This window comes from Gordonia sp. NPDC058843 (assembly GCF_042743165.1).
GTDB lineage: Bacteria > Actinomycetota > Actinomycetes > Mycobacteriales > Mycobacteriaceae > Gordonia.
The window spans coordinates 17,416-39,264 of the sequence record NZ_JBHYNC010000021.1; the positions used below are offsets into that span (position 1 = coordinate 17,416).

Sequence of the window (21,849 nt, forward strand, 5' to 3'; positions counted from 1 at the left end):
TACGAGATGCGTACGGTGCGAACATGATCAATCACCGCGTTCGCACCCGTCGCAGTTCCGAGGACTTTCCGCAGTCCGAACACCTCGCTCAGAAGATCGCCGACATCGCGGTCGACCCGGTCGAGGTGCCCGCAGACGCCCGCGACATGATCATCAACCGCATTATCGACAACGCCGCGGTGAGTGCCGCCTCGGTCATCCGTCGCCCGGTCACCTCCGCGCGTCGACAAGCGCAGGCTCATCCGAGCGCGCAGGGGGCGACGGTGTTCGGGATCGCGGGCGGCTTCTCGCCCGAGTGGTCCGCGTGGGCAAACGGAGTCGCGGTGCGCGAGCTCGACTTCCACGACACGTTCCTGGCCGCGGAGTACTCCCATCCCGGCGACAACATCCCCGCCCTGGTCGCTGTCGGTCAGCATGTCGGTGTCGGTGGTCATGATCTGATCCGCGGACTGGCCACCGCCTACGAGGTCCAGGTCGACCTGGTCCGGGGAATGTGCCTGCACGAGCACAAGATCGATCACGTCGCCCACCTCGGCCCGTCGGTGGCCGCAGGTCTGGGCACGATGTTGGGCCTGGACGCCGAGACCATCTATCAGGCGATCGGGCAGGCGCTGCACCTGACCACGGCGACCCGCCAGTCGCGCAAAGGTCTGATCTCCAGCTGGAAGGCCTACGCGCCGGCCCACGCAGGCAAGATCGCCGTCGAGGCGGTCGACCGCGCCATGCGCGGCGAGGGCGCCCCCGCCCCGATCTGGGAGGGTGAGGACGGAGTCATCGCCTGGCTGCTGAGCGGGCCCGATGCCGAATACACGATCCCGCTCCCCGGGCCGGGAGAGCCCAAACGCGCCATCCTGGACACCTACACCAAAGAGCATTCCGCGGAGTACCAGAGTCAGGCCCCGATCGACCTCGCCCGCCGGATGCGCTCGGCGATCACCGATCTCGACGAGATCGAGTCGATCGTGCTGCACACGAGTCACCACACCCACGTGGTGATCGGAACCGGGTCCGGCGATCCGCAGAAGTTCGATCCGACGGCGAGCCGCGAGACCCTGGATCACTCGGTGATGTACATCTTCGCCGTCGCACTGCAGGACGGCACCTGGGATCACGAGAGGTCCTATGCGCCCGAGCGGGCCGCACGGCCGGACACCATCGCGCTCTGGAAGAAGATTTCCACCGTCGAGGACCCCGAGTGGACCCGCCGGTACCACTCGAGTGACCCGAGCGAGAAGGCGTTCGGCGCGAAGGCGGTCATCACGCTGCGCAACGGTGACGTGATCACCGACGAGCTCGCCGTCGCCGATGCGCATCCGTTGGGAGCCCGCCCATTCGGGCGCGATCAGTACATCGCGAAGTTCCGCTCGATGGCGCAGGGCGTCATCGACACCGACGAGCAGGACCGATTCCTCGGGGACGTCGAGAAGCTCGAGACGCTCACCCCCGGCAGTCTCTCCGCGCTGAACACGCTTGTGCTGCCGGCAGTCCTGGACGAGGCCCCGCAGACCGGGAAGGGCATCTTCTCATGACATCGACCTCCGCACCGGCCTCCGCATCCTCGGTCTCGGGTCTGTTCTCGTCGAGCACCTCCGCATCCGCGAAGCGGCAGGCCCTGCGGGCGGGTCTCGACTCCGGGAACCTGCAGCGTTGGCCGGGAGCATTCTCACCACTTGTGGCGAAACTGATCGCCGACATCGGTTTCGAGGGTGTCTACGTGTCCGGTGCGGTGCTCTCGGCCGACCTGGGACTACCCGACATCGGGCTCACCACCCTCACCGAAGTCGCGACTCGGGGTGGATCCATCGCCCGCGCAACCGAACTGCCCACCCTCGTCGATGCCGATACCGGCTTCGGCGAACCGATGAGCGCGGCCCGCACCGTCGCGGCGCTCGAGGACGCCGGACTCGCGGGCTGTCACCTCGAGGATCAGGTCAATCCCAAACGCTGCGGCCACCTCGACGGCAAAGACGTCGTCCCCGCCGGCGACATGATCAAGCGACTCGGGGCGGCGGTCGCCGCCCGCCGCGACAGTGACTTCGTCATCTGCGCACGGACCGACGCCCGCGCGATCGAGGGAATCGACGCGGCCATCGACCGGGCCAAGGCCTATGCCGACGCGGGCGCCGACCTCATCTTCACCGAAGCGCTCCGCGACCTCGGCGAGTTCGAGCGGTTCCGCAAGGCCGTCGACGTGCCGTTGCTGGCCAACATGACGGAGTTCGGCAAATCCGACCTGGTGACCGCCGAGGAGTTGACGGGTGTCGGCTACAACGCCGTCATCTACCCGGTGACCACGCTGCGCATCGCCATGGGCGCGGTCGAACGCGGCTTGCGCGACATCTTCTCGCAGGGAACGCAATCCGGGCTGCTCGGGGACATGCAACACCGCAGCCGGCTGTACGAACTCCTCCGCTACGCGGAGTACAACGACTTCGACTCCGACCTGTTCACTTTCACCATCGAGGGAGCACCGCAATGACCACTACCGAAGCGGGCGCCGCCCAAGCGGTTGAAACCCCCACCATCTACAAGGGGCTTGCCGGTGTCGTCGTCGACACCACGGCCGTCTCCAAGGTCGTCCCCGAGACCAACTCGCTGACCTATCGTGGCTATGCCGTGCAGGATCTGGCCGAACACTGCTCGTTCGAACAGGTCGCGTACCTGCTCTGGCACGGCGAGCTGCCCACCGACGGACAACTGGCGCTCTTCGCGCAGCGTGAGCGGTCGAGTCGCCGACTCGACCGTTCGACACAGTCTGTCCTGCAACGTATTCCGGAGAATTGCCACCCGATGGACGTTGTGCGGACGGCCATCAGTTTCCTGGGCACCGAAGACCCCGACGAGGAACTCAGCACCCCCGAAGCCAACTACGACAAGGCGCTGCGCATGTTCGCCGTGCTGCCGACGATCGTCGCCGCCGACATGCGTCGACGCCGCGGCCAGGACCCCATCGCACCCCATCACGGGTTGGGTTACGCCGAGAACTTCCTGAACATGTGCTTCGGCGAGGTCCCCGACCCGGTGATCGTCCGGGCGTTCGAGAAATCGATGGTTCTCTACGCCGAGCACAGCTTCAACGCATCGACCTTCGCGGCACGCGTGGTGACCTCGACTCGGTCCGACATCTACAGTGCGGTCACCGCCGCGATCGGAGCGCTGAAAGGGTCGCTGCACGGTGGCGCCAACGAGGCCGTCATGTACGACATGATCGACATCGACCGGCCCGACCGAGCCGCGCCATGGCTCACGGCCAAACTCGATGCCAACGAAAAGGTCATGGGATTCGGTCACCGCGTCTACAAGAACGGTGACTCGCGCGTTCCCACCATGAAGAAGGCCTTGCTCGACGTTGCGAATCACCTCGGTGAGACCAAGTGGTGCGACATCTACACCGAACTCGAAACAGCCATGGGCGCACGTACCGGTATCAAACCCAACCTCGATTACCCCACCGGCCCTGCCTATTACCTGATGGGTTTCGACATCGCCTCCTTCACGCCGATCTTCGTGATGAGCCGGATCACCGGCTGGACCGCGCACATCATGGAACAGGTCGCCTCCAATGCCCTGATCCGCCCGCTCAGCCAGTACTCGGGCCTGCCCCAGCGGTCGCTGACCTCGGCATAGTCATCACATCCCAGCCCGACGAGAGAGAGACACGTGTTCGAGAAAGTCCTGGTCGCCAATCGAGGCGAGATCGCTGTGCGGGCCTTCCGCGCGGCCTTCGAACTCGGTGCCCGAACAGTCGCGGTCTTCCCCCACGAGGACCGCAACTCCGTACACCGGGCGAAAGCCGACGAGTCGTATCAGATCGGCAACCCAGGGCAACCGGTGCGCGCCTATCTGTCGGTCGAGGAGGTGGTCGCGGCAGCGGAACGCTGTGGCGCCGACGCGATCTACCCGGGCTATGGCTTCCTGTCGGAGAACCAGGGCCTGGCCCGGGCCTGCGCGGCCGCAGGGATCACCTTCGTCGGACCGTCCGCGGACGTGCTGGAGCTGACGGGCAACAAGGCAACGGCCGTGGCCGCGGCGAAGGCGGCGGGATTGCCGGTTCTGGCGTCGTCGGAGCCGTCGGCCGACGTCGACGAGTTGGTCCGTGCCGGCCGTGACATGGACTTCCCGGTGTTCGTGAAGGCCGTGGCCGGCGGCGGCGGACGCGGTATGCGGCGGGTGGGGCGGATCGCCGAACTGGCTGATGCGATCGGGGCCGCCTCGCGGGAGGCCGAGGCGGCGTTCGGCGATCCGACGGTGTTCCTGGAACAGGCGGTGGTCGAGCCACGCCATATCGAGGTGCAGATCCTCGCCGACAACCACGGCAACGTGATCCACCTGTTCGAGCGGGACTGCTCGGTGCAGCGACGCCACCAGAAGGTGATCGAACTGGCGCCGGCACCGAACCTCTCGGCGGAACTGCGTGAACGGATCTGTTCCGACGCAGTCGCATTCGCGAGGCACATCGGATACACCTGCGCCGGCACGGTCGAGTTCCTGCTCGACGAGCAGAACCGGCATGTGTTCATCGAGATGAATCCGCGCATCCAGGTCGAACACACGGTCACCGAGGAGATCACCGACGTCGATCTGGTTGCCGCGCAATTGCGTATCGCCTCAGGCGAATCCCTGGACGACCTCGGTCTGAGTCAGGACACGCTACGGATTCGTGGTGCGGCGCTGCAGTGCCGCATCACCACCGAGGATCCGGCCGCCGACTTCCGGCCCGACGTCGGGCGGATCACCGCCTACCGCAGTCCGGGTGGAGCCGGGGTGCGCCTGGACGGTGGTGCGGTCCTCGGTGCCGAGGTCAGTGGGCACTTCGACTCGATGCTGGTCAAACTGACCTGTCGAGGGCGCGACTTCGCAACAGCGGTACGCCGCGCCCGGCGTGCGGTTGCCGAGTTCCGCATCCGTGGTGTGGCCACGAACATCCCTTTCCTGCAGGCTGTGCTCGACGATGCCGATTTCCGTGAGGGGCGGGTCACGACCTCGTTCATCGAGGACCGGCCCTGGCTGCTGACCTCGAGATCGTCGGCGGACCGCGGCACGAAGATCCTGTCCTATCTGGCTGATGTCACGGTGAACAAACCCCACGGTGAGCGTCCGACGACGGTGTACCCGCGAGACAAGCTGCCGGTCCTCGACCGAGCGACGTTGGCGTCGCCGCCGGACGGGTCTCGGCAGCGACTGCTCACCCTGGGGCCGCAGGGATTTGCCGACGCCCTGCGCGATTCGAAGGCGCTGGGTGTCACCGACACGACGTTCCGCGATGCGCATCAGTCGTTGCTGGCCACTCGGGTTCGTACCTCGGGTCTGATGATGGTCGCCCCGTACGTGGCGGCCATGACCCCGCAGTTGTTGTCGCTGGAGTGCTGGGGCGGCGCCACCTACGATGTCGCGCTGCGGTTTCTGAAGGAAGACCCGTGGGACCGGCTGGCGCAGTTGCGGAACGCGGTGCCCAACATCTGTCTCCAGATGTTGCTGCGCGGTGCGAACACCGTCGGATACACCCCGTACCCGTCGAAGGTGACCACGGCGTTCGTCGCCGAGGCGACCGCCACCGGCATCGACATCTTCCGGATCTTCGACGCGCTCAACAACATCGACGCGATGCGCCCGGCGATCGATGCGGTCCGCGAGACGGGAACCGCGGTCGCCGAGGTCGCCATGTCGTACACCGGTGATCTGGCGAACCCCGCCGAGGATCTCTACACGCTGGACTACTACCTACGCCTGGCCGAACAGATAGTCGACGCCGGTGCACACATTCTGGCCGTCAAGGACATGGCGGGACTGCTGCGTGCCCCCGCTGCGACGACACTGGTGTCGGCGTTGAGCCGTGAGTTCGACCTGCCGGTGCACGTGCACACCCACGACACCCCCGGTGGGCAGTTGGCGACCTATCTGGCGGCCTGGCAGGCCGGCGCATCGGCGGTCGACGGTGCCAGTGCCGCGCTGGCCGGCACCACCAGCCAGCCGGCACTGTCGGCGATCGTGGCCGCGGCCGCGCATTCCGAGCGCGACACCGGCCTCGATCTCCAGGCGGTGTGCGATCTCGAACCGTACTGGGAGGCGTTGCGCAAGGTGTATGCCCCGTTCGAATCCGGACTACCGGCGCCGACCGGCCGCGTCTACACGCACGAGATCCCTGGCGGACAGTTGTCGAACCTGCGACAGCAGGCCATCGCACTCGGACTCGGCAACCGGTTCGAGGCGGTCGAGCAGGCCTATGCCGCGGCCGACCGCATGTTGGGCAGGCTGATCAAGGTCACGCCGTCGTCGAAGGTCGTCGGTGATCTCGCCCTGGCGCTGGTGGGCAGTGGGATCACGGCCGAGGAGTTCGCCGCCGATCCGCGTTCCCACGACATCCCGGATTCGGTCGTCGGATTCCTGCGCGGCGAGCTCGGCGACCCGGCCGGCGGGTGGCCGGAACCGCTACGCACGGTCGCGCTGGAGGGCCGAGCCGATTCGGCGCCGGTGTCCGGGAACCTCTCGGACGAGGACTCGGGAGCACTGGACACACCGGGCCGCGAGCGGCAGCACACTCTCAACCGGCTCCTCTTCCCCGGCCCCACCAAGGAGTTCGGCGACCATCACGACACCTACGGCGACACCTCACGATTGTCGGCGAACCAGTTCTTCTACGGCTTGCGCTACGGCGAGGAGCACCGCGTCGAACTCGAACCGGGCGTGGAGCTGCTCATCGGACTCGAAGCGATCAGCGAACCCGACGACAAAGGCATGCGCACCGTCATGTGCATCCTCAACGGGCAACTTCGGCCGGTGCAGGTGCGTGACCGGTCGGTCGACGCCGAGGTGGCCGCCGCAGAGAAGGCCGACCGGGCCAACCCGCGCCACATCGGTGCTCCGTTCGCCGGTGTCGTGTCCCTGACGGTCGGCGTCGGCGACGAGATCGCTGCCGGCGCGGCCATCGGCACCATCGAGGCGATGAAGATGGAGGCCACCATCACCGCGCCCGTCGGTGGCACGGTCGCGCGGGTCGCCATCGAGTCGGTCACCCAGGTCGTCCCCGGCGACCTGTTGATCGAGATCGGTTGACGCACAGGCGCTCCGAGGCCGCATGAGGACGGTGGCCCCAGATGATCACGGCCGTCGCACTCTCAGTGAGTGCGACGGCCGTGATCAGTCGTGGAACCGGTGATCGGCGAGCCCGTTCGGCGCGATCGTCAGGAGATCGTCTCGCGCAGGCGCGCTGCCGCGGCAACCATGTTGGTGAGCGATTCGACCACCTCCGGGGTCCCGCGGGTCTTCAGTCCGCAGTCCGGGTTGACCCACAGGCGCGCGGTGCCGACGCTCGACATCGCCGAGGACAGGGCCGTGAAGATCTCGTCCTGCTCGGGCACACGTGGTGAGTGGATGTCGTAGACACCCGGGCCGACCGCGTTGCGGAAGCCGGCCTCGTCGAGGTCGTCGAGGACTTCCATGTGCGAGCGCGCCGCCTCGATCGAGGTGACGTCGGCGTCGAGGTCGGCGATCGCACCGATGACCTCGCCGAACTCCGAGTAGCACAGGTGGGTGTGGATCTGGGTGTCGTCGCGGACCCCCGAGGTCGCGATGCGGAATGCCCGCACGGCCCAGTGCAGGTAAGCGGGCTTGTCGGCGTTGCGTAGCGGCAGCAACTCGCGCAGCGCCGGCTCGTCGACCTGGATGATCCCGACCCCTGCCGTTTCCAGATCGACGGTCTCGTCACGGATGGCCAGTGCGATCTGATCGGCAGATGTCGACAGTGGCTGGTCGTTGCGAACGAACGACCAGGCAAGGATCGTCACCGGGCCGGTCAGCATTCCCTTGACCGGCTTGCCGGTCAGTGTCTGGGCGTAGGTGATCCAGTCGACGGTCATCGGCGCGGGACGAGCGACATCGCCGTAGAGGATCGGTGGGCGTACGCACCGCGAGCCGTAGGACTGTACCCAGCCGTTGGCGGTGGCGAAATAGCCGTCGAACTGCTCGGCGAAGTACTGCACCATGTCATTGCGCTCGGGTTCCCCGTGCACCAACACATCCAGGCCGACCGACTCCTGCAGTGCCACGACGTCGGCGATCTCCGCCTTCATCCGGTTCACGTACTCGGCCTGATCGATCTCGCCCGACCGCAGCGCGGCTCGCGCCAGCCGGATGGCAGCGGTCTGCGGGTACGAGCCGATCGTGGTGGTCGGCAGCGGTGGCAACCCCAGGCGTTCCTGCTGGGCGGACAGACGGCTCTCGGCCGGACCGCGCGTGGCGTCGGTGTCGGTCACCGCGTCCAGACGCGCGCGGACTTCGGCGTTGTGCAGGCGAGGGTCGGTGGCGCGGCTGGCCAACGCCATCGCGCTCTCGGCGAACGCCACAGCCTGCGCGGCACGGCCCTCGCGCAGTGCCGACGACAACACCGAGACCTCGCGGAATTTCTCGGCGGCGAACGCCAGCCAGCCGCGAAGGTTGGTGTCGAGTTCGTCCTCGGCGTCCAGGGTGTAGGGGACGTGCAAGGTCGAGCACGACGTCGACACGGCGACCGATCGAGCGGACCCGAGGACGGTGGCCAGCGTCGCGGCGGCCTTGTCCAGGTCGGTGCGCCACACGTTGCGGCCGTCCACGATGCCGGCGATCAGGAGTTTGTCCGCCAGACCGGGGGTGCCGGCCACGGTCTCGACCGCGCCTTCGACGAGGTCGACGGCGACGGCCTCGATCGGTGTCCGCGCCAGGTGTGCCAATCGATCACCGGCGTCACCGAAGTACGTTGCCACCGCGATGGCAGGACGCCGGTCGTGCGAGCCCAGGGCGTTGTACACCGATTCGGCTCGAGGCCCCAGGTCCGCGGCTGCGTCGGTGACCAGGACTGGTTCGTCCAGCTGGACCCAGTCGACGCCGGCCTCGGCCAGCCGGGTCAAGAGGTCGCGGTAGATCGGGACCAGCTCGTCGAGGCGATCGAGCGGTGCGCTCGCGCCGTCCACCGCCTTGGACAGCGCCAGGAACGTCACCGGCCCGACGATCACCGGACGGGCCGGGATACCCAGTTCCCTGGCCTCGGCAACCTCGGCCAGCACCTTGTCGGGATTCAGCGAGAACGTGGTCGACGGGCCGATCTCCGGGACCAGGTAGTGGTAGTTGGTGTCGAACCACTTGGTCATCTCCAGCGGAGTGACCTCGGCGGTGCCGCGCGCCGCTGCAAAATATCGGTCGAGGGGATCGTCGATGCCGGCGAACCTGGGCGGTAGCGCGTTGAGCAGGACCGAGGTGTCGAGCACCTGGTCGTAGTACGAGAACGTGTTGACCGGGATCGAGTCGTGCCCGGCCTGGGTGAGCTGGACCCACTGGTCGTGGCGCAGACGTTGCGCCACCTTCGTGAGTTCGGTGCGGTCGATACGACCGGCCCAATAGCCTTCGACGGCCCTCTTCAGCTCTCGCCGGGGACCGATGCGTGCGGTACCGAGAACGGTGGTCGTGAACGGTGCCGCGGAGTCGCGGCGGACGGTGTCGGACATGTGAGTCGACTTCTCCTACTGACGGGCGGATGGTTCACCGCCCAGCAGGTGAGATCGATCGGGCCACGTCACGGCAGCAGAGAGCGCGCGACGATCACCGGTTCGACCTGCGCCCAGTCCTCGAGGCGGCGAGCCACCGGACGCGGCGCGTCCGGTACACCTGGCAGGTCTTCGGGCTCGCCGTCGCATCTCGATCGAGATTCCTACTGACCGTCGCTTCCCAGGCCGGAGCCCAGTGCTGATGACGGTGGTCGTTACGGCATACCGCTGCGGGGACAGCTCCGGATTCGAACCGGATTCCCTCTCGTCCGCCGACGTGACGCCGGCGACTCGACGCCGCGGAAGGGAACCGAAACGATCTCCGACGCGGCGAACCACATGCGTCGTCGACCCTAACCCAGGAAAGCCGAGCCGCCACACCGGAGGTGCGACGAGGCGATGGTCAGCCGTCGATCTGATCGCGACGGAAGGTCATCATCGCGCGGATCGCGTCGTCCGACGGAGGGGTGTCGGGCCGGAGGGGAGTCGGGCTGGAAACCCTACCGTGCCCCACGGGCGAGGTCGTAGATGTGCCGGATGACCTCGCGGTCGGCGGGGTCGAGTTCGGCCAAGTACTCGTCGACAGTGCCCATGTCATCGGTCCTCGCCGTCATCGGCCCCTCGTGGTGCCCGGACGCATTTGGAGTGTTCCCGCAGTTCGCGTAACATGGATCGTCGGTGCGCATCGCGTGCCGGGCATCGGCGTGTCAGCACGCGGGTCCGGCTGATTCGCACCGGGTACAGGTCCTCGCGGACCGGTGCCAACACCCTAACGGACAAACACTGATTCAACCCGGCCAACGGCCGCAGCATCGTCGAGATGTCGTGGTCACGGCCAGGAATCGCGGAGGACATGGCGAAGAAAGACGGGGCCATCGAGGTCGAGGGTCGAGTGATCGAACCCCTGCCCAATGCGATGTTTCGTATTGAGTTGGAGAACGGGCACAAGGTTCTCGCCCACATCAGCGGCAAGATGCGGCAGCACTACATCCGCATCCTGCCCGAGGACCGGGTCGTCGTGGAACTCTCGCCCTACGACCTGGCTCGTGGGCGAATCGTGTACCGCTACAAGTAGGACTTTCCCGGCGTTGCCGGGGACAGGCTTCTCGGACATCCGTCCGGGAGGAGACCGACACCCACGTGTACGGCCGTTTCGGCGTGCGCGCGGGCGAGCCGAGCAGGAGAGATTGACGTGAAGGTTCAGCCGAGCGTCAAGCCGATCTGCGAGAAGTGCAAGGTGATCCGCCGCAACGGTCGGGTCATGGTGATCTGCGAGAACCTGCGTCACAAGCAGCGTCAGGGCTGATCACGCGCACCCTCCGGGTCGCTTGAGTCAGAACAACTGAAGACCGACAACTGAATATCCAAGGACCTCTCAACACCAGCGGCGACAGACGCGTCACCGCCTACCTCCGGATCAGAGGCCGGAGCCCACGAGGCCGGACACACGGTTCGGCACCAGCTCGCGGGACGGACTGGGAGCAGACCTCTGAGAAATCGAAAAGGAAATCCGCCACATGGCACGTGTTGCTGGTGTGGATCTCCCCCGCGAGAAGCGGCTGGAGATCGCACTGACCTACATCTACGGAGTTGGGCGTACCACCTCCAAGGAGATCCTCGAGGGAACGGGCCTGAGCCCCGACCTGCGAGCCAAGGATCTCACCGACGCAGACGTCTCGAAGCTGCGTGAGTACATCGAAGCCTCGGTGAAGGTCGAGGGTGACCTGCGTCGCGAGGTGCAGGCCGATATCCGTCGCAAGATCGAGATCGGCTGCTACCAGGGTCTGCGCCACCGTCGTGGCCTGCCCGTTCGTGGACAGCGCACCAAGACCAATGCCCGCACTCGCAAGGGCCCGAAGAAGACCATCGCCGGGAAGAAGAAGTAATGCCTCCGAAGTCACGTAGCGCAGGCCCCAAGAAGGGCACCCGCCGTCGCGATAAGAAGAACGTCCCGCACGGCCACGCACACATCAAGTCGACGTTCAACAACACCATCGTGTCGATCAGCGACCCCAGCGGAAACATCATCAGCTGGGCGTCGTCGGGCCACGTCGGTTTCAAGGGCTCGCGCAAGAGCACCCCGTTCGCGGCTCAGCTCGCGGCCGAGAACGCTGCGCGCAAGGCCCAGGAGCACGGCGTCAAGAAGGTCGACGTGTTCGTCAAGGGACCGGGTTCGGGTCGCGAGACCGCCATCCGCTCCCTGCAGGCAGCCGGCCTCGAAGTCGGCACCATTTCCGATGTCACCCCGCAGCCGCACAACGGTTGCCGTCCGCCCAAGCGGCGTCGGGTCTAGCGGGAAAGGGAGGAACAGAGAAACATGGCTCGTTATACCGGCCCCGCAACCAAGAAGTCTCGTCGCCTTCGCGTCGACCTGATCGGTGGAGACGCTGCATTCGAGCGTCGCCCCTACCCGCCCGGCCAGCACGGCCGCTCGCGGATCAAGGAGAGCGAATACCTGCTCCAGCTGCAGGAGAAGCAGAAGGCGCGCTTCACCTACGGAGTGATGGAGAAGCAGTTCCGTCGCTACTTCGAAGAGGCGAATCGTCGCAACGGCAAGACCGGTGACGAACTGCTGAAGCTGCTCGAGACCCGTCTGGACAACGTCGTGTACCGCTCGGGCATCGCCCGGACGCGTCGTCAGGCCCGCCAGCTGGTCAGCCACGGCCACTTCACCGTCAACGGTGTGAAGGTCGACGTGCCCAGCTACCGCGTCAGCCAGTACGACATCATCGACGTCCGCCCGAAGTCGCTGCAGACCGTCCCGTTCCAGATCGCCAAGGAGCTCGTCGGCGATCGTCCGGTCCCGGGTTGGCTGCAGGTCGTGCCCTCGACCCTGCGCATCCTCGTGCACAGCGTGCCCGAGCGTGCCCAGATCGATGTCCCGCTGACCGAGCAGCTCATCGTCGAGTTCTACTCGAAGTAAGACACACCGCCCGACAGCATCAGCTGTTCGGTTCACCCTCGAGGCCGTCATATAGCGGTCGGCCAAAGGAGAGATCCAAGAAATGCTCATCTCACAGCGACCCACCCTCACCGAGGAAGTGCTTGCCGAGGACCGTTCGAAGTTCGTCATCGAGCCGCTCGAGCCGGGCTTCGGTTACACCCTCGGCAACTCGCTGCGGCGTACCCTGCTCAGCTCGATCCCGGGTGCAGCCATCACCAGCATCCGTATCGACGGTGTCCTCCACGAGTTCACCACCGTGGCCGGGGTCAAGGAAGACGTCACCGACATCATCCTGAACCTCAAGGGCCTCGTGGTCAGCTCGGATGAGGACGAGCCGGTCACCATGTACGTGCGCAAGCAGGGTCCGGGCACCGTCACCGGTGCCGACATCGTGCCCCCGGCCGGTGTCACCGTGCACAACCCTGATCTGCACATCGCCACCCTGAACGACAAGGGCAAGCTCGAGATCGAGCTCGTCGTCGAGCGGGGCCGCGGCTACGTGCCGGCCGTGCAGAACAAGGCGTCGGGTGCCGAGATCGGCCGCATCCCGGTCGACTCGATCTACTCGCCGGTGCTCAAGGTGACTTACAAGGTCGAGGCCACTCGTGTCGAGCAGCGCACCGACTTCGATCGTCTGGTGCTCGATGTGGAGACCAAGAACTCGATCAGTGCGCGTGACGCGCTGGCGTCGGCGGGCAAGACCCTGGTGGAGCTGTTCGGGCTCGCCCGGGAGCTCAACGTCGAGGCCGAGGGCATCGAGATCGGGCCGTCGCCGGCCGAGGCCGACCACATCGCGTCGTTCAGCCTGCCGATCGAGGATCTCGAGCTGACCGTTCGTTCCTACAACTGCCTCAAGCGCGAGGGTGTGCACACCGTCGGCGAGCTCGTTGCCCGGACCGAGTCGGATCTGCTCGACATCCGTAACTTCGGACAGAAGTCGATCGACGAGGTCAAGGTCAAGCTGCACGCGCTCGGTCTGTCCCTCAAGGACAGCCCGGCCAGCTTCGATCCGTCGCAGGTCGCGGGTTACGACCCGGCCACCGGCACGTGGTCGGAAGACGCGTCCTTCGACGCCGATTCCGGTGAGGATTTCGCGGAGACCGAGCAGCTGTAGTCGCTTCGACGCGGCGGTAGCTGTCACTGCCCAAACCCTGACTTCCGCATCGCGTGATGTGGAGTCCTCCTAGGAGAAGACAATGCCCAAGCCCACCAAGGGTGCCCGCCTCGGCGGGTCGGCCAGCCACCAGAAGGCGATGCTGGCGAATCTCGCCACCTCGCTCTTCGAGCACGGCCGCATCACCACCACGGAAGCCAAGGCCAAGCGCCTGCGTCCGTACGCGGAGAAGATCATCACCCACGCCAAGGCCGGCAAGCTGGCCAACCGTCGTGAGGTGCTGAAGGACATCCGTGACAAGGACATCGTCCACGTGCTGTTCGACGAGATCGGCCCGTCGTTCGCCGATCGTCCCGGTGGCTACACCCGCATCATCAAGACGCTGCCGCGCAAGGGTGACAACGCCCCGATGGCCGTGATCGAGTTGGTGCGCGAGTCCACCGCGTCGAGCGAGGCAAGCCGCGCGACCCGCGTCGCCGCCTCCAAGAAGGCCGCCGAGGACAAGCTCGACGCCACCGAAGAGGTTGTCGCCGATACCGATTCGGACGCAGGCTCGGACAACGTGGTGGAGGCCGTCGAGGCCGACGCCACCGATGCCGAGGTCGCCAACGCCGAGGCCGTGGCCGAGGCCGTCGACGACGAGTCCACCGCGGCGACCGCTCCCGATGCCGAGGCAGCCGGAGCAGACGTCGACGGCGACAAGAAGTAGTCGACTGAGTCGAGAAGTGCAGACCGAACCCGTCGGCCCGGATCCCGGTGCCGACGGGTTCTGTCGTCTCCGCCTCGACGTCTCCTACGACGGAACCGACTTCGCCGGGTGGGCACGGCAGATCGGTCAGCGCAGCGTCTGCGAGGAACTCGAGACCCGGTTGTCGACGGTGCTGCGTGCGCCGGTGCGGCTGACCGTGGCGGGCCGCACCGATGCCGGTGTGCACGCGACTGGGCAGGTCGCACATGCCGACGTCCCGCGGTCGGCACTGGCGACCCGCTCGATCGGCGGCGACCCGTCGACGCTGGTCGGACGCCTGGCGAAGATGTGTCCCGACGACGTGCGGGTGACGGCGGCCCGCATGGTCCCGAGAGATTTCGATGCCCGGTTCTCGGCGCTGCGCCGTCACTACCGCTACCGCATGACCGATGTGCGGTGGGGTGCCGAGCCGGTGGAGGCACGGACGACTGCGACGTGGCGCCGACCTCTCGACGTCGACGCGATGAACGCGGCGTCGGCGGAGCTGCTGGGGCTCAACGACTTCGCGGCGTTCTGTCGCCGCCGAGAAGGTGCGACGACCATCCGCGAACTGCAGCGCTTCTCGTGGTCCCGCGACGACACCGGTGTTCTCGTCGGTGAGGTCAGTGCAGACGCGTTCTGCTGGTCTATGGTGCGTTCGCTGGTCGGCGCGGTCGCCAGTGTCGGCGACGGACGGCGCGACATCGACTGGTGCCGTGGGCTTCTCGAGGAGCGAGAGCGCAGCAGCGAAGTGCCCGTGGCGCAGGCTCGAGGGCTGTGTCTGGTCGGCGTCGACTATCCCGCCGACGACGAGCTCGCCGCACGCAACACGGTGACCCGCGACGTGCGCGGGTCGACCGGTTGCTGCGGCGGTTGATCGCCCGCCGCATGGCGAGTCTCTGATAACCGCCCTCGAGGCGGCCACCGGCGCCCATATGTCGACGGTGACTGTCTCAGGGGTGGTTCTCAGTGGCCATATGTAGGACAGGGCCGATCGTGCCGAAGTGGTTGCGATACAACGAGACCCCGGGGACACATCCCCGGGGTCTGCCGATCGGTCTCAGTTGCCGAGCTTGAGCCCGTTCTTGTCCCGCACGCTGCCGGTCAGCATCATGATGCCGTCGACGAGGGCCCAGATGGCGACGCCGAAGATGATGATGAACCCGACCAGGAAGATCGCGGTGATGTAACCGAGGATGGTCAGGCCGAGCTGGATCGCGCCGGTGGTGTTGTCGCCGATGTAGAAGCGGCCGACGCCGAGGCTCCCGAGAAAGATCTGCAGCAGACCGGCGACGAGCTTGGACTTGTCGGACAGCGGCTCGCCGGTTGCCGGGTCGCGGCCATACGGCGCGGTGGGGTCGGGTGCGCCGCCGTAACCGTAGCCGGGAGCCGCGGGATATCCGCCTTGCGGCGCCCCGTAGGGCTGGGCCGCACCGAACTGCTGCGGTGCCCCGTATTGTTGCTGGCCCCCGTACTGCTGCGGTGCCCCGTATTGTTGCTGGTCGCCGTACTGCTGGGGTGTCCCGTATTGCTGGTCGCCGTACTGCTGGGCTGTCCCGTACTGCTGGTCGCCGTACTGGGGATTGTCGAAGCCGGGCTGGGACGTCCCAGCCGTTCCGAAGTCCGGACTTCCCGGCTGCTGCGCGGGGTCGGTGCCGTAGGCCGGCGTCGCATCGGCCGGCGGGGGCTGCTTCACGAACGGGTCGTTGGGCTTGTTGTCCGGACTGTCTGGCGTGGTCATCGGGTGATCCTCCTCGTGACGTGGGTCGAACGGCGTTGCGGGTCGAAGGGGCGGGCGGTCAGGCGACTCGGCTCATGCGACGGCGGCCAGCTGGCGCGCGTAGTGCACGCGGCCGGACACGTCGCTCATCACCCAGGCCGATGTCGCCGGGATGTTGGTGACGTGCATCGTGCCCCCTGCGCCCCGGACTCTCACCTGGATGTGGCCCGTCGTGCGCCGTTCTTTCATCAGCAAGAACAGCAGACTCAGAAAGCAGACCAGAAAGAAGCCGACCAGCGCCAGGACGAGGCCCGTCTGTGACATCTGTTCGGTCGACACCGACATGTCGGTGACCTCCCACTGCGAACCGGCGAGTGGAAACGTGCCCGACGGTGTGATCACGTAGTGCTGCGTGCAGGTGATGTCGCCGATGACCACGAGTGGCGTCTCGGGCAGCGCGGCCGCCCCCGCGTCGTAATACGGGCCACCGTATGCGGGTGCCGCACCGGGGCTCGGGAATTGGGTCGGATTCGGGTAGTCGGCGGGCGCCGGCACGAAACCAGGACTGGAGTCGTACGCATTCGGCTGATGCGGCAACGGACGTGTGCCGTGATCGCCACTACCCGGGTAGGTCATCCAGCAATGGTGGCATACGCGAGTGTCTTTCGGGTCAGGTGGCGTTGCGCTCGTCTTCGAAGGCCTCGAGCACCTCGTCGACGGTGTCGTCGTCCCCGACGAAATGTTCCGGATGGGCACCCTCGGACATGAGATGCCGCCAGTTGAGGGGGTCGAACTCGACCGGTGCGTGGCGCGAGATGAAGTCGATGACGATCCGGCAGAAGCGCTCGGGATCGTCGTGGAACGGGAAATGGCCTGACCCCGAGAAGGTCTCGAACTCGGAGTGCGGGATCGCCGAATGTGCGAGCTCGCCGTGGTGGTGGGGGATCACGATGTCCCGGTCGCCCCATACGAGCAGGACCGGCAGGCGTTCAGTGAGGTAGCAGCGGTCGAGCATCGTGACGGACTGCCCGCGCCAGTCGACGACGGCGCGCAGGGTCCGGAGGAAAGCTGCCGAAGCGGTGGGGTCGGCGAGCCCGCCGAGCACGCGCATGAGGTCTTCGTGGTCGGCCAGCAGGTGTTCGGGCGTCGCCGAGGACGGGAACAGCGGCGGCAGCGGCGCGGCGACGATCGCTCGCGCGAGCGCCGTGAGTCCCGGGACGACACCGGGGACACGAAGTACCGACAGGGCCTGCGGAACAACCGGCAGTGAGAACAGGCGCAGGGCCGGATTGACGTCGCGGGTCACGCCGCCGGCGGCGACCAGCACGAGGCGTTCGACGAACCGCGGGAACTGGTAGCAGAACTGCATCGCCACGCCGCCACCGAGCGAGTGGCCGACGACAGTCACCTTGCTGATCCCCAGGACGACGAGAAGGTCGCGCATGCCGTTGGCGAACGCAGGCACCGAATAGTCGGCGCGGGGCTTGTCGGAGTTCCCGTGCCCGAGCAGATCCGGTGCGATGACGGTGTAGTGCTGCGCGAGGATGGGGATGACCTCGTCCCACGTCGACGAGTTGTCGCCGATCCCGTGGATGAGCAGCAGGGCAGGACCGGTGCCCGCGATCCGGTAGGCGCGGCGGTAACCGTGAATGGTGTGGTACTCGGTGCGGACGTCGGTGTCGGACACCGGGCGCAGCGTGGGGCCGGACGACGTGCCGGGGGACGGATCGAGGTGCTTGGTGGGCACTGTCTCTCCCCTCGGTGTCGCTCGTACGTGTGTCGGCTCGCGTCATCGGCGACGGACCGTTATGTGGCAACGGCCCGTGTAAGCCTGAGAGACCGAGTACGCCTCAGAGACCGAGTAAACCGCATCCCCGGCGGTCGTGCGCGTCGGGGCCTGACGCGGTGTCGATGACCGGGGGTTACGGGGAACTGAATGCTTGCCGACGCCTTGCACGTCGCGACGTGACAGGGCTCCGAACGGCCGTCCGCGCAACTACTGTTGGATTCGATGAATCCCTTCGACATCGAGTCCTTCGTGGCCACCGGCGGCCTCATCGGCCTCTGCGTGCTGATCTTCGTGGAAACCGGCATCCTGGTCGGGTTCATCTTCCCCGGCGACTCGGTGCTCTTCACCGCAGGCGTGTTCGCCGCGCAGCCCGATCCCTTCGCTCCGCTGTGGCTCCTGTGTATTGCGGTACCGCTGGCGGCGATCATCGGCGACCAGTGCGGCTACTTCATCGGCCGGCGCGTGGGTCGCAGCGTGGTCGAGGGCAAGCTGATGCGGACCATCGGGCCGGAGTACCTCGCGAAGACGAACCACTACTTCGACCGTTTCGGGCCGCTCACCGTGTTCTTCGGCAGGTTCATCGGGATCGTCCGCACGCTGACCCCGCTGGTCGCAGGCTTCAGCGGGATGTCCCACCGGACGTTCACCCTCTTCAGCGTCCTGGGCAGCTTCACGTGGGCCGCCGGGATCATCCTGCTCGGCTATTTCCTCGGCAACGTCCCGATCATCCGCGACAACATCGAGATCTTCATCATCGCCTCGGTACTCACCATCGTCGTGCCCACGTTCATCCACCTGGCGCGGCGCTGGCGGATCGCGCGACGGGATCGGCGCGCCGAAGCGTCCTGAGACTGCCGAGGGTCAGGTCCGGGTCATCGCAGGAAAGGCTCCTCGCGATGTCCGGGCCCACCCGAGAAATCGTCGGCGATGGTGGTCGCGAGCTCGACGAACGACCGCTTCGTGGGCTTCGACATCAATTCCAGATCGACATCTGCGCCCTCGGCGAGATGATCGTCGAACGGGATCTTGTGCACGGCGCGGCATCGGGTGAGAAAGTGCTGGCCCAGTTGGTCGGTGTCGATGGTCGACGACCCTGGTCGCGACGAACTCAGGACGACGACGGCACGCGACACGAGGTGCCCGAACCCGTGCGCCTCCAGCCAGTCGAGGGTTGCTCCGGCACTGCGGGCACCGTCGAGAGCCGGTGAGCTGACGAGGATGATCGTGTTCGCGAGGTCGAGGACGCCGTTCATCGCCGAGTGACTCAGGCCGGTACCGCAGTCGGTGATGATGATGTTGTAGAAGCGCTGCAGCACGGTGATGACGCCGCGGTACTCCTCCTCGTTGAACGCCTCGGCCATTGCCGGATCTCGTTCGGAGGCAAGAACTTCGAGACGGCTCGGGGCCTGCGAGGTGTGTGCCCGGACGTCAGAGTATCGGTAGACGTTCTCGTCGGCGAGCAGGTCGCGGACCGTCGACCTGGTCTGTTGCGGAATCCGCTGTGCGAGCGTGCCGAGGTCGGGGTTGGCATCGACGGCGATCACGCGGTCGCCGCGCAATGACGCGAAGGTCGAGCCGAGACCCACGGTGGTCGTCGTTTTTCCCACGCCACCCTTCAGCGACAACACGGCGATGCGGTAGTCCCCCCGAACCGGCCGGTTCACCCGTTCGAGCAGTTGCTGGAACTCGATGTCGCCCTGCGACTCACCGGGATTGATGGCGCCGGCCGACAGTGTGTGCACGGCGCGTCGCCACCCACGACTCGGCGCGCGACGAGCCTTTCGGATGAGCGCGACCTCATCGAGCGACGGCCCTCCCGGCGGCGGCCCGTACCCGTGGTGCACAGGTTGTCCGGGAAATGGTTGTCCTGGGAACGTCGGAGCAGGACCGGGGCCCATCGGGACCGGGCCTGCCTGGGGCGGGGGTTGATGACCGGCAACCGGAGTCGGCGGCATCCCTTGGTGGGCCGGCCCCGGGGTTCCGCCATGGGGAGTCGGCGCGGGTGAACCGGGTGGGGGGATGTGCGGGTCGCCGTGGCTCGGTGACATCCCGGGCCTCGGTGTCGGGCCGGTGATGTGATCCGGTGCGATCTGGTCGGGCCCGAACTGGTCTGGTCTGAACTGATCCGGTCTGTGCTGATCCGGTCTGGGACTCGGTGGTACCTGCTGCGGCCATGGGGGAGCCGTCGGGTTCGCGGTGGGCGGGACCTCGGGACGGAAGGGCGGCGGACCGGACCCGCCGGGCAGATTCCGATCGACGGGCGGCGCGGCTCCGGGAGAGGCGGTACCGCCGAATGGGTCGGCGGGCGGCCACCCGGAGACCGGTTGATCCGACAGGGGCGGCGCCGGATCGGTCTCGACCTCGGGCCTCGGGGGCATCGGCTCGCCGACCGGCGATCCGCTGTCATTCGGACGAGGGGCCGGCTGAGGCGGCGGCTCGGGATCGAAAGTCGGCGGCGCGAACTGCAGCCAGGGCGGCGGCGCCGGCGCGTCGGCACCCGGGCCGTCGGGCCCAGCTCCCTCGGGCCTGGTTGGGTTCTCGTACGTCATCGGGGAATCCTCTGGTCAAGCGGCCGGGCGCCGATCGCGGTGCTGCGAGTTCGGCGAGGCGTGCAGCGATCCACCCCGTTTTGTCGATCAACCCCGGCTGCGTCGTGCGGGAGTCTACCGAAGACCATCGGCCCGGTCCGGACGACATCCACAGAGCCGACTCCCTGTACAGGTTTGGCATCCCGTATCGCTGGTGTGGTGGCGTTCAGGCGAGTATGGCAGTATCAGGCACTCACACATGTGCGCAGCGGGGTGCGTGGTTCCTCACGGAACCGTATGTGGGAGGTCCGGTTCCGTCGAACGAAAATTCGATGGAACCGAAAGGTACCCCGGCTGCGTCATATTCGGCGTGAAGGGGGTGCAGATTTCCATGACCTACTCCGACGATCCTCGGGATTCCGTCGACGGTGTCTCCGACGACCCGTGGGCGGCGATACACGAGTTCACGACGGCCCGATCCCGATCCGGCGGACTCGGCGTCCGGACCACCGCCCAGGGTCTGCCCGTGGCGGTTCGCATCGAGTCGTCCGAACTCGACAAAGACCCGGCGTTGCTCGCGGCGGACATCCTCCGACTCTGCCAGCAGGCGGCGATGTCCGCGGGTATCCGCCTCCGGGAGAACCTTCTCGCCGCCGGTGTCGACCGAGACCTCGTGCAGGAGATGCAGCTGCCCCGCCCGGACGATCTCGCGCGAGCGGAGTGGCGCGACGACGAGGAAGCCGATGCACCCGCGTCGTGGTTGCAGCGATGACGTGGGGAATGGATGAACTCGAAGCCCGCGCACAGCGGCAGCTCGACGGCCTGCACGACTTCCAGGAGAGGTTGAGCGCGATCTCGGTCCGGGAGACGTCATCTGACGGACTGGTCACTGCCGAGGTGGATGGCAAGGGTGCGCTCATCGACCTGCAACTCGGTTACGGAGCCAATGAACTCGGCGCGAGTCGCCTTGCCGACCAGATCGTGACGACCGCCGCTGTGGCCGCGCAGAAGGTCTATGCCCGGATCGCCGCGGTGACCGAGGAATTCAACGAGTCATTCGGCGACATGCTGGCCGCTCGTCCGGCCGAATGACGGACCCGGCTGATACGAAATCGATCCATCAGACTGACAACCACGAGGGGGTTCGAGAATGACGAACGTCAAGGTGACGCCAGAGGTGCTCGAGGGCTTTGCCGCCACGAATGCCGCGATGGCCACTGCTGTCGGCACCGCAGGGTCGATCGACGCCGCGGCCAACACCGCGGCGATGGTCCCCGTCTTCGGCCTCATCGGCCAGGAGTTCCTCGCCGCTTTCATCGCGGCTCAGGCCAGCCACCTCATGTCGGTGGGGCAGCTGGCGGCCGTCCACGCCGCCACCGCTGCGTCGACCGCGGCGGGGCTCGCCGAATTCGAGGGCACCGACGCATCGAGCGCCGCGGCCATCCGTTCGGTGCTGTGACGGTCCCGCCCCCGCTGCCGGCACTCCCGGGCGTCCCGGATGTGCCTGCCCTC

General features: G+C 66.8%; 21 protein-coding genes and 1 riboswitch. Of the genes, 16 read left to right on the forward strand and 5 right to left on the reverse strand.

Annotation, left to right across the window (positions count from 1 at the left end; translation table 11 throughout):
* Positions 1 to 23 precede the first annotated feature (23 nt).
* Genes prpD through ACFW3F_RS15060 form a run of 4 tightly spaced genes read left to right on the forward strand, consistent with a single transcriptional unit; the run spans position 24 to position 7,053 of the window.
* The gene (prpD, locus tag ACFW3F_RS15045) at positions 24 to 1,529 is read left to right on the forward strand and encodes a 2-methylcitrate dehydratase PrpD (RefSeq protein WP_388058642.1); all 1,506 of its coding nucleotides are present in this window, start codon (positions 24 to 26) and stop codon (positions 1,527 to 1,529) included.
* Positions 1,526 to 2,479, forward strand: coding sequence for a methylisocitrate lyase (gene prpB, locus ACFW3F_RS15050; RefSeq protein ID WP_388058644.1), 954 nt, complete (start codon positions 1,526 to 1,528; stop codon positions 2,477 to 2,479). The genes prpD and prpB overlap by 4 nt, the downstream gene beginning before the upstream one ends.
* Positions 2,476 to 3,627, forward strand: a complete 1,152-nt coding sequence (locus tag ACFW3F_RS15055) for a bifunctional 2-methylcitrate synthase/citrate synthase (protein ID WP_388058646.1) — start codon at positions 2,476 to 2,478, stop codon at positions 3,625 to 3,627. Before prpB ends, ACFW3F_RS15055 begins: the two co-directional genes overlap by 4 nt.
* Before the next feature lie 33 nt (positions 3,628 to 3,660).
* On the forward strand, positions 3,661 to 7,053 hold the full coding sequence (locus ACFW3F_RS15060; protein WP_388058648.1) for a pyruvate carboxylase: 3,393 nt from the start codon (positions 3,661 to 3,663) through the stop codon (positions 7,051 to 7,053).
* 128 nt (positions 7,054 to 7,181) lie between these two features.
* Here ACFW3F_RS15060 and metE read toward each other — a convergent pair whose 3' ends face one another.
* On the reverse strand, positions 7,182 to 9,476 hold the full coding sequence (gene metE / locus ACFW3F_RS15065) for a 5-methyltetrahydropteroyltriglutamate--homocysteine S-methyltransferase (RefSeq protein ID WP_388058650.1): 2,295 nt from the start codon (positions 9,474 to 9,476) through the stop codon (positions 7,182 to 7,184).
* 144 nt (positions 9,477 to 9,620) lie between these two features.
* A riboswitch (cobalamin riboswitch) is annotated at positions 9,621 to 9,832 on the reverse strand.
* Positions 9,833 to 10,368: 536 nt separating this feature from the next.
* On the opposite strand from metE, the gene infA reads away from it, so the two are divergent.
* The 8 genes from infA (at position 10,369) to truA (ending at position 15,177) form a co-directional block, all read left to right on the forward strand.
* The gene (gene infA / locus ACFW3F_RS15070) at positions 10,369 to 10,590 is read left to right on the forward strand and encodes a translation initiation factor IF-1 (protein ID WP_004023539.1); all 222 of its coding nucleotides are present in this window, start codon (positions 10,369 to 10,371) and stop codon (positions 10,588 to 10,590) included.
* Between the two features lie 117 nt (positions 10,591 to 10,707).
* Positions 10,708 to 10,821 carry a 50S ribosomal protein L36 gene (rpmJ, locus tag ACFW3F_RS15075; protein ID WP_005207978.1) on the forward strand — a complete coding sequence of 38 codons (114 nt, stop codon included), beginning with the start codon at positions 10,708 to 10,710 and terminating at the stop codon, positions 10,819 to 10,821.
* Positions 10,822 to 11,032: 211 nt separating this feature from the next.
* Positions 11,033 to 11,401: a 30S ribosomal protein S13 gene (gene rpsM, locus ACFW3F_RS15080; protein ID WP_004023537.1), complete on the forward strand. Its 369-nt coding sequence runs from the start codon at positions 11,033 to 11,035 to the stop codon at positions 11,399 to 11,401.
* Entirely contained in the window at positions 11,401 to 11,808 is a 408-nt protein-coding gene (gene rpsK, locus ACFW3F_RS15085; protein WP_004023536.1) for a 30S ribosomal protein S11, read from the forward strand. Before rpsM ends, rpsK begins: the two co-directional genes overlap by 1 nt.
* Positions 11,809 to 11,832: 24 nt before the next feature.
* A complete protein-coding gene (gene rpsD, locus ACFW3F_RS15090) occupies positions 11,833 to 12,438 on the forward strand; it encodes a 30S ribosomal protein S4 (RefSeq protein ID WP_086534445.1) in 606 nt (201 codons plus the stop codon).
* Between the two features lie 82 nt (positions 12,439 to 12,520).
* The gene (locus tag ACFW3F_RS15095) at positions 12,521 to 13,573 is read left to right on the forward strand and encodes a DNA-directed RNA polymerase subunit alpha (protein ID WP_004023534.1); all 1,053 of its coding nucleotides are present in this window, start codon (positions 12,521 to 12,523) and stop codon (positions 13,571 to 13,573) included.
* Between the two features lie 82 nt (positions 13,574 to 13,655).
* Positions 13,656 to 14,282 carry a 50S ribosomal protein L17 gene (gene rplQ, locus ACFW3F_RS15100; RefSeq protein WP_388058652.1) on the forward strand — a complete coding sequence of 209 codons (627 nt, stop codon included), beginning with the start codon at positions 13,656 to 13,658 and terminating at the stop codon, positions 14,280 to 14,282.
* Positions 14,239 to 15,177 carry a tRNA pseudouridine(38-40) synthase TruA gene (gene truA / locus ACFW3F_RS15105; RefSeq protein ID WP_388058654.1) on the forward strand — a complete coding sequence of 313 codons (939 nt, stop codon included), beginning with the start codon at positions 14,239 to 14,241 and terminating at the stop codon, positions 15,175 to 15,177. The genes rplQ and truA overlap by 44 nt, the downstream gene beginning before the upstream one ends.
* A gap of 183 nt (positions 15,178 to 15,360) precedes the next feature.
* On the opposite strand, the gene ACFW3F_RS15110 is transcribed toward truA, so the two are convergent.
* From ACFW3F_RS15110 to ACFW3F_RS15120, 3 genes are all read right to left on the reverse strand, one after another.
* Positions 15,361 to 16,041 (reverse strand): TM2 domain-containing protein, encoded by a 681-nt coding sequence (locus tag ACFW3F_RS15110; protein WP_388058656.1) that lies wholly within the window; start codon positions 16,039 to 16,041, stop codon positions 15,361 to 15,363.
* A gap of 72 nt (positions 16,042 to 16,113) precedes the next feature.
* On the reverse strand, positions 16,114 to 16,656 hold the full coding sequence (locus ACFW3F_RS15115; protein WP_388058658.1) for a hypothetical protein: 543 nt from the start codon (positions 16,654 to 16,656) through the stop codon (positions 16,114 to 16,116).
* 34 nt (positions 16,657 to 16,690) lie between these two features.
* Positions 16,691 to 17,767 (reverse strand): alpha/beta fold hydrolase, encoded by a 1,077-nt coding sequence (locus ACFW3F_RS15120; protein ID WP_388058660.1) that lies wholly within the window; start codon positions 17,765 to 17,767, stop codon positions 16,691 to 16,693.
* A gap of 264 nt (positions 17,768 to 18,031) precedes the next feature.
* Between ACFW3F_RS15120 and ACFW3F_RS15125 the strand changes: the two genes are divergently transcribed.
* On the forward strand, positions 18,032 to 18,658 hold the full coding sequence (locus ACFW3F_RS15125) for a DedA family protein (RefSeq protein ID WP_388058662.1): 627 nt from the start codon (positions 18,032 to 18,034) through the stop codon (positions 18,656 to 18,658).
* Between the two features lie 23 nt (positions 18,659 to 18,681).
* On the opposite strand, the gene ACFW3F_RS15130 is transcribed toward ACFW3F_RS15125, so the two are convergent.
* Positions 18,682 to 20,358 (reverse strand): AAA family ATPase, encoded by a 1,677-nt coding sequence (locus tag ACFW3F_RS15130; protein WP_388058664.1) that lies wholly within the window; start codon positions 20,356 to 20,358, stop codon positions 18,682 to 18,684.
* 370 nt (positions 20,359 to 20,728) lie between these two features.
* Here ACFW3F_RS15130 and ACFW3F_RS15135 point away from each other — a divergent pair, with 370 nt between their 5' ends.
* The 3 genes from ACFW3F_RS15135 to ACFW3F_RS15145 are packed head-to-tail and all read left to right on the forward strand — an operon-like array spanning position 20,729 to position 21,796.
* On the forward strand, positions 20,729 to 21,109 hold the full coding sequence (locus ACFW3F_RS15135; protein WP_388058666.1) for a hypothetical protein: 381 nt from the start codon (positions 20,729 to 20,731) through the stop codon (positions 21,107 to 21,109).
* Between the two features lie 8 nt (positions 21,110 to 21,117).
* A complete protein-coding gene (locus tag ACFW3F_RS15140) occupies positions 21,118 to 21,429 on the forward strand; it encodes a YbaB/EbfC family nucleoid-associated protein (RefSeq protein WP_388058668.1) in 312 nt (103 codons plus the stop codon).
* A gap of 58 nt (positions 21,430 to 21,487) precedes the next feature.
* Entirely contained in the window at positions 21,488 to 21,796 is a 309-nt protein-coding gene (locus tag ACFW3F_RS15145; protein ID WP_014927795.1) for a type VII secretion target, read from the forward strand.
* Positions 21,797 to 21,849 lie beyond the last annotated feature (53 nt).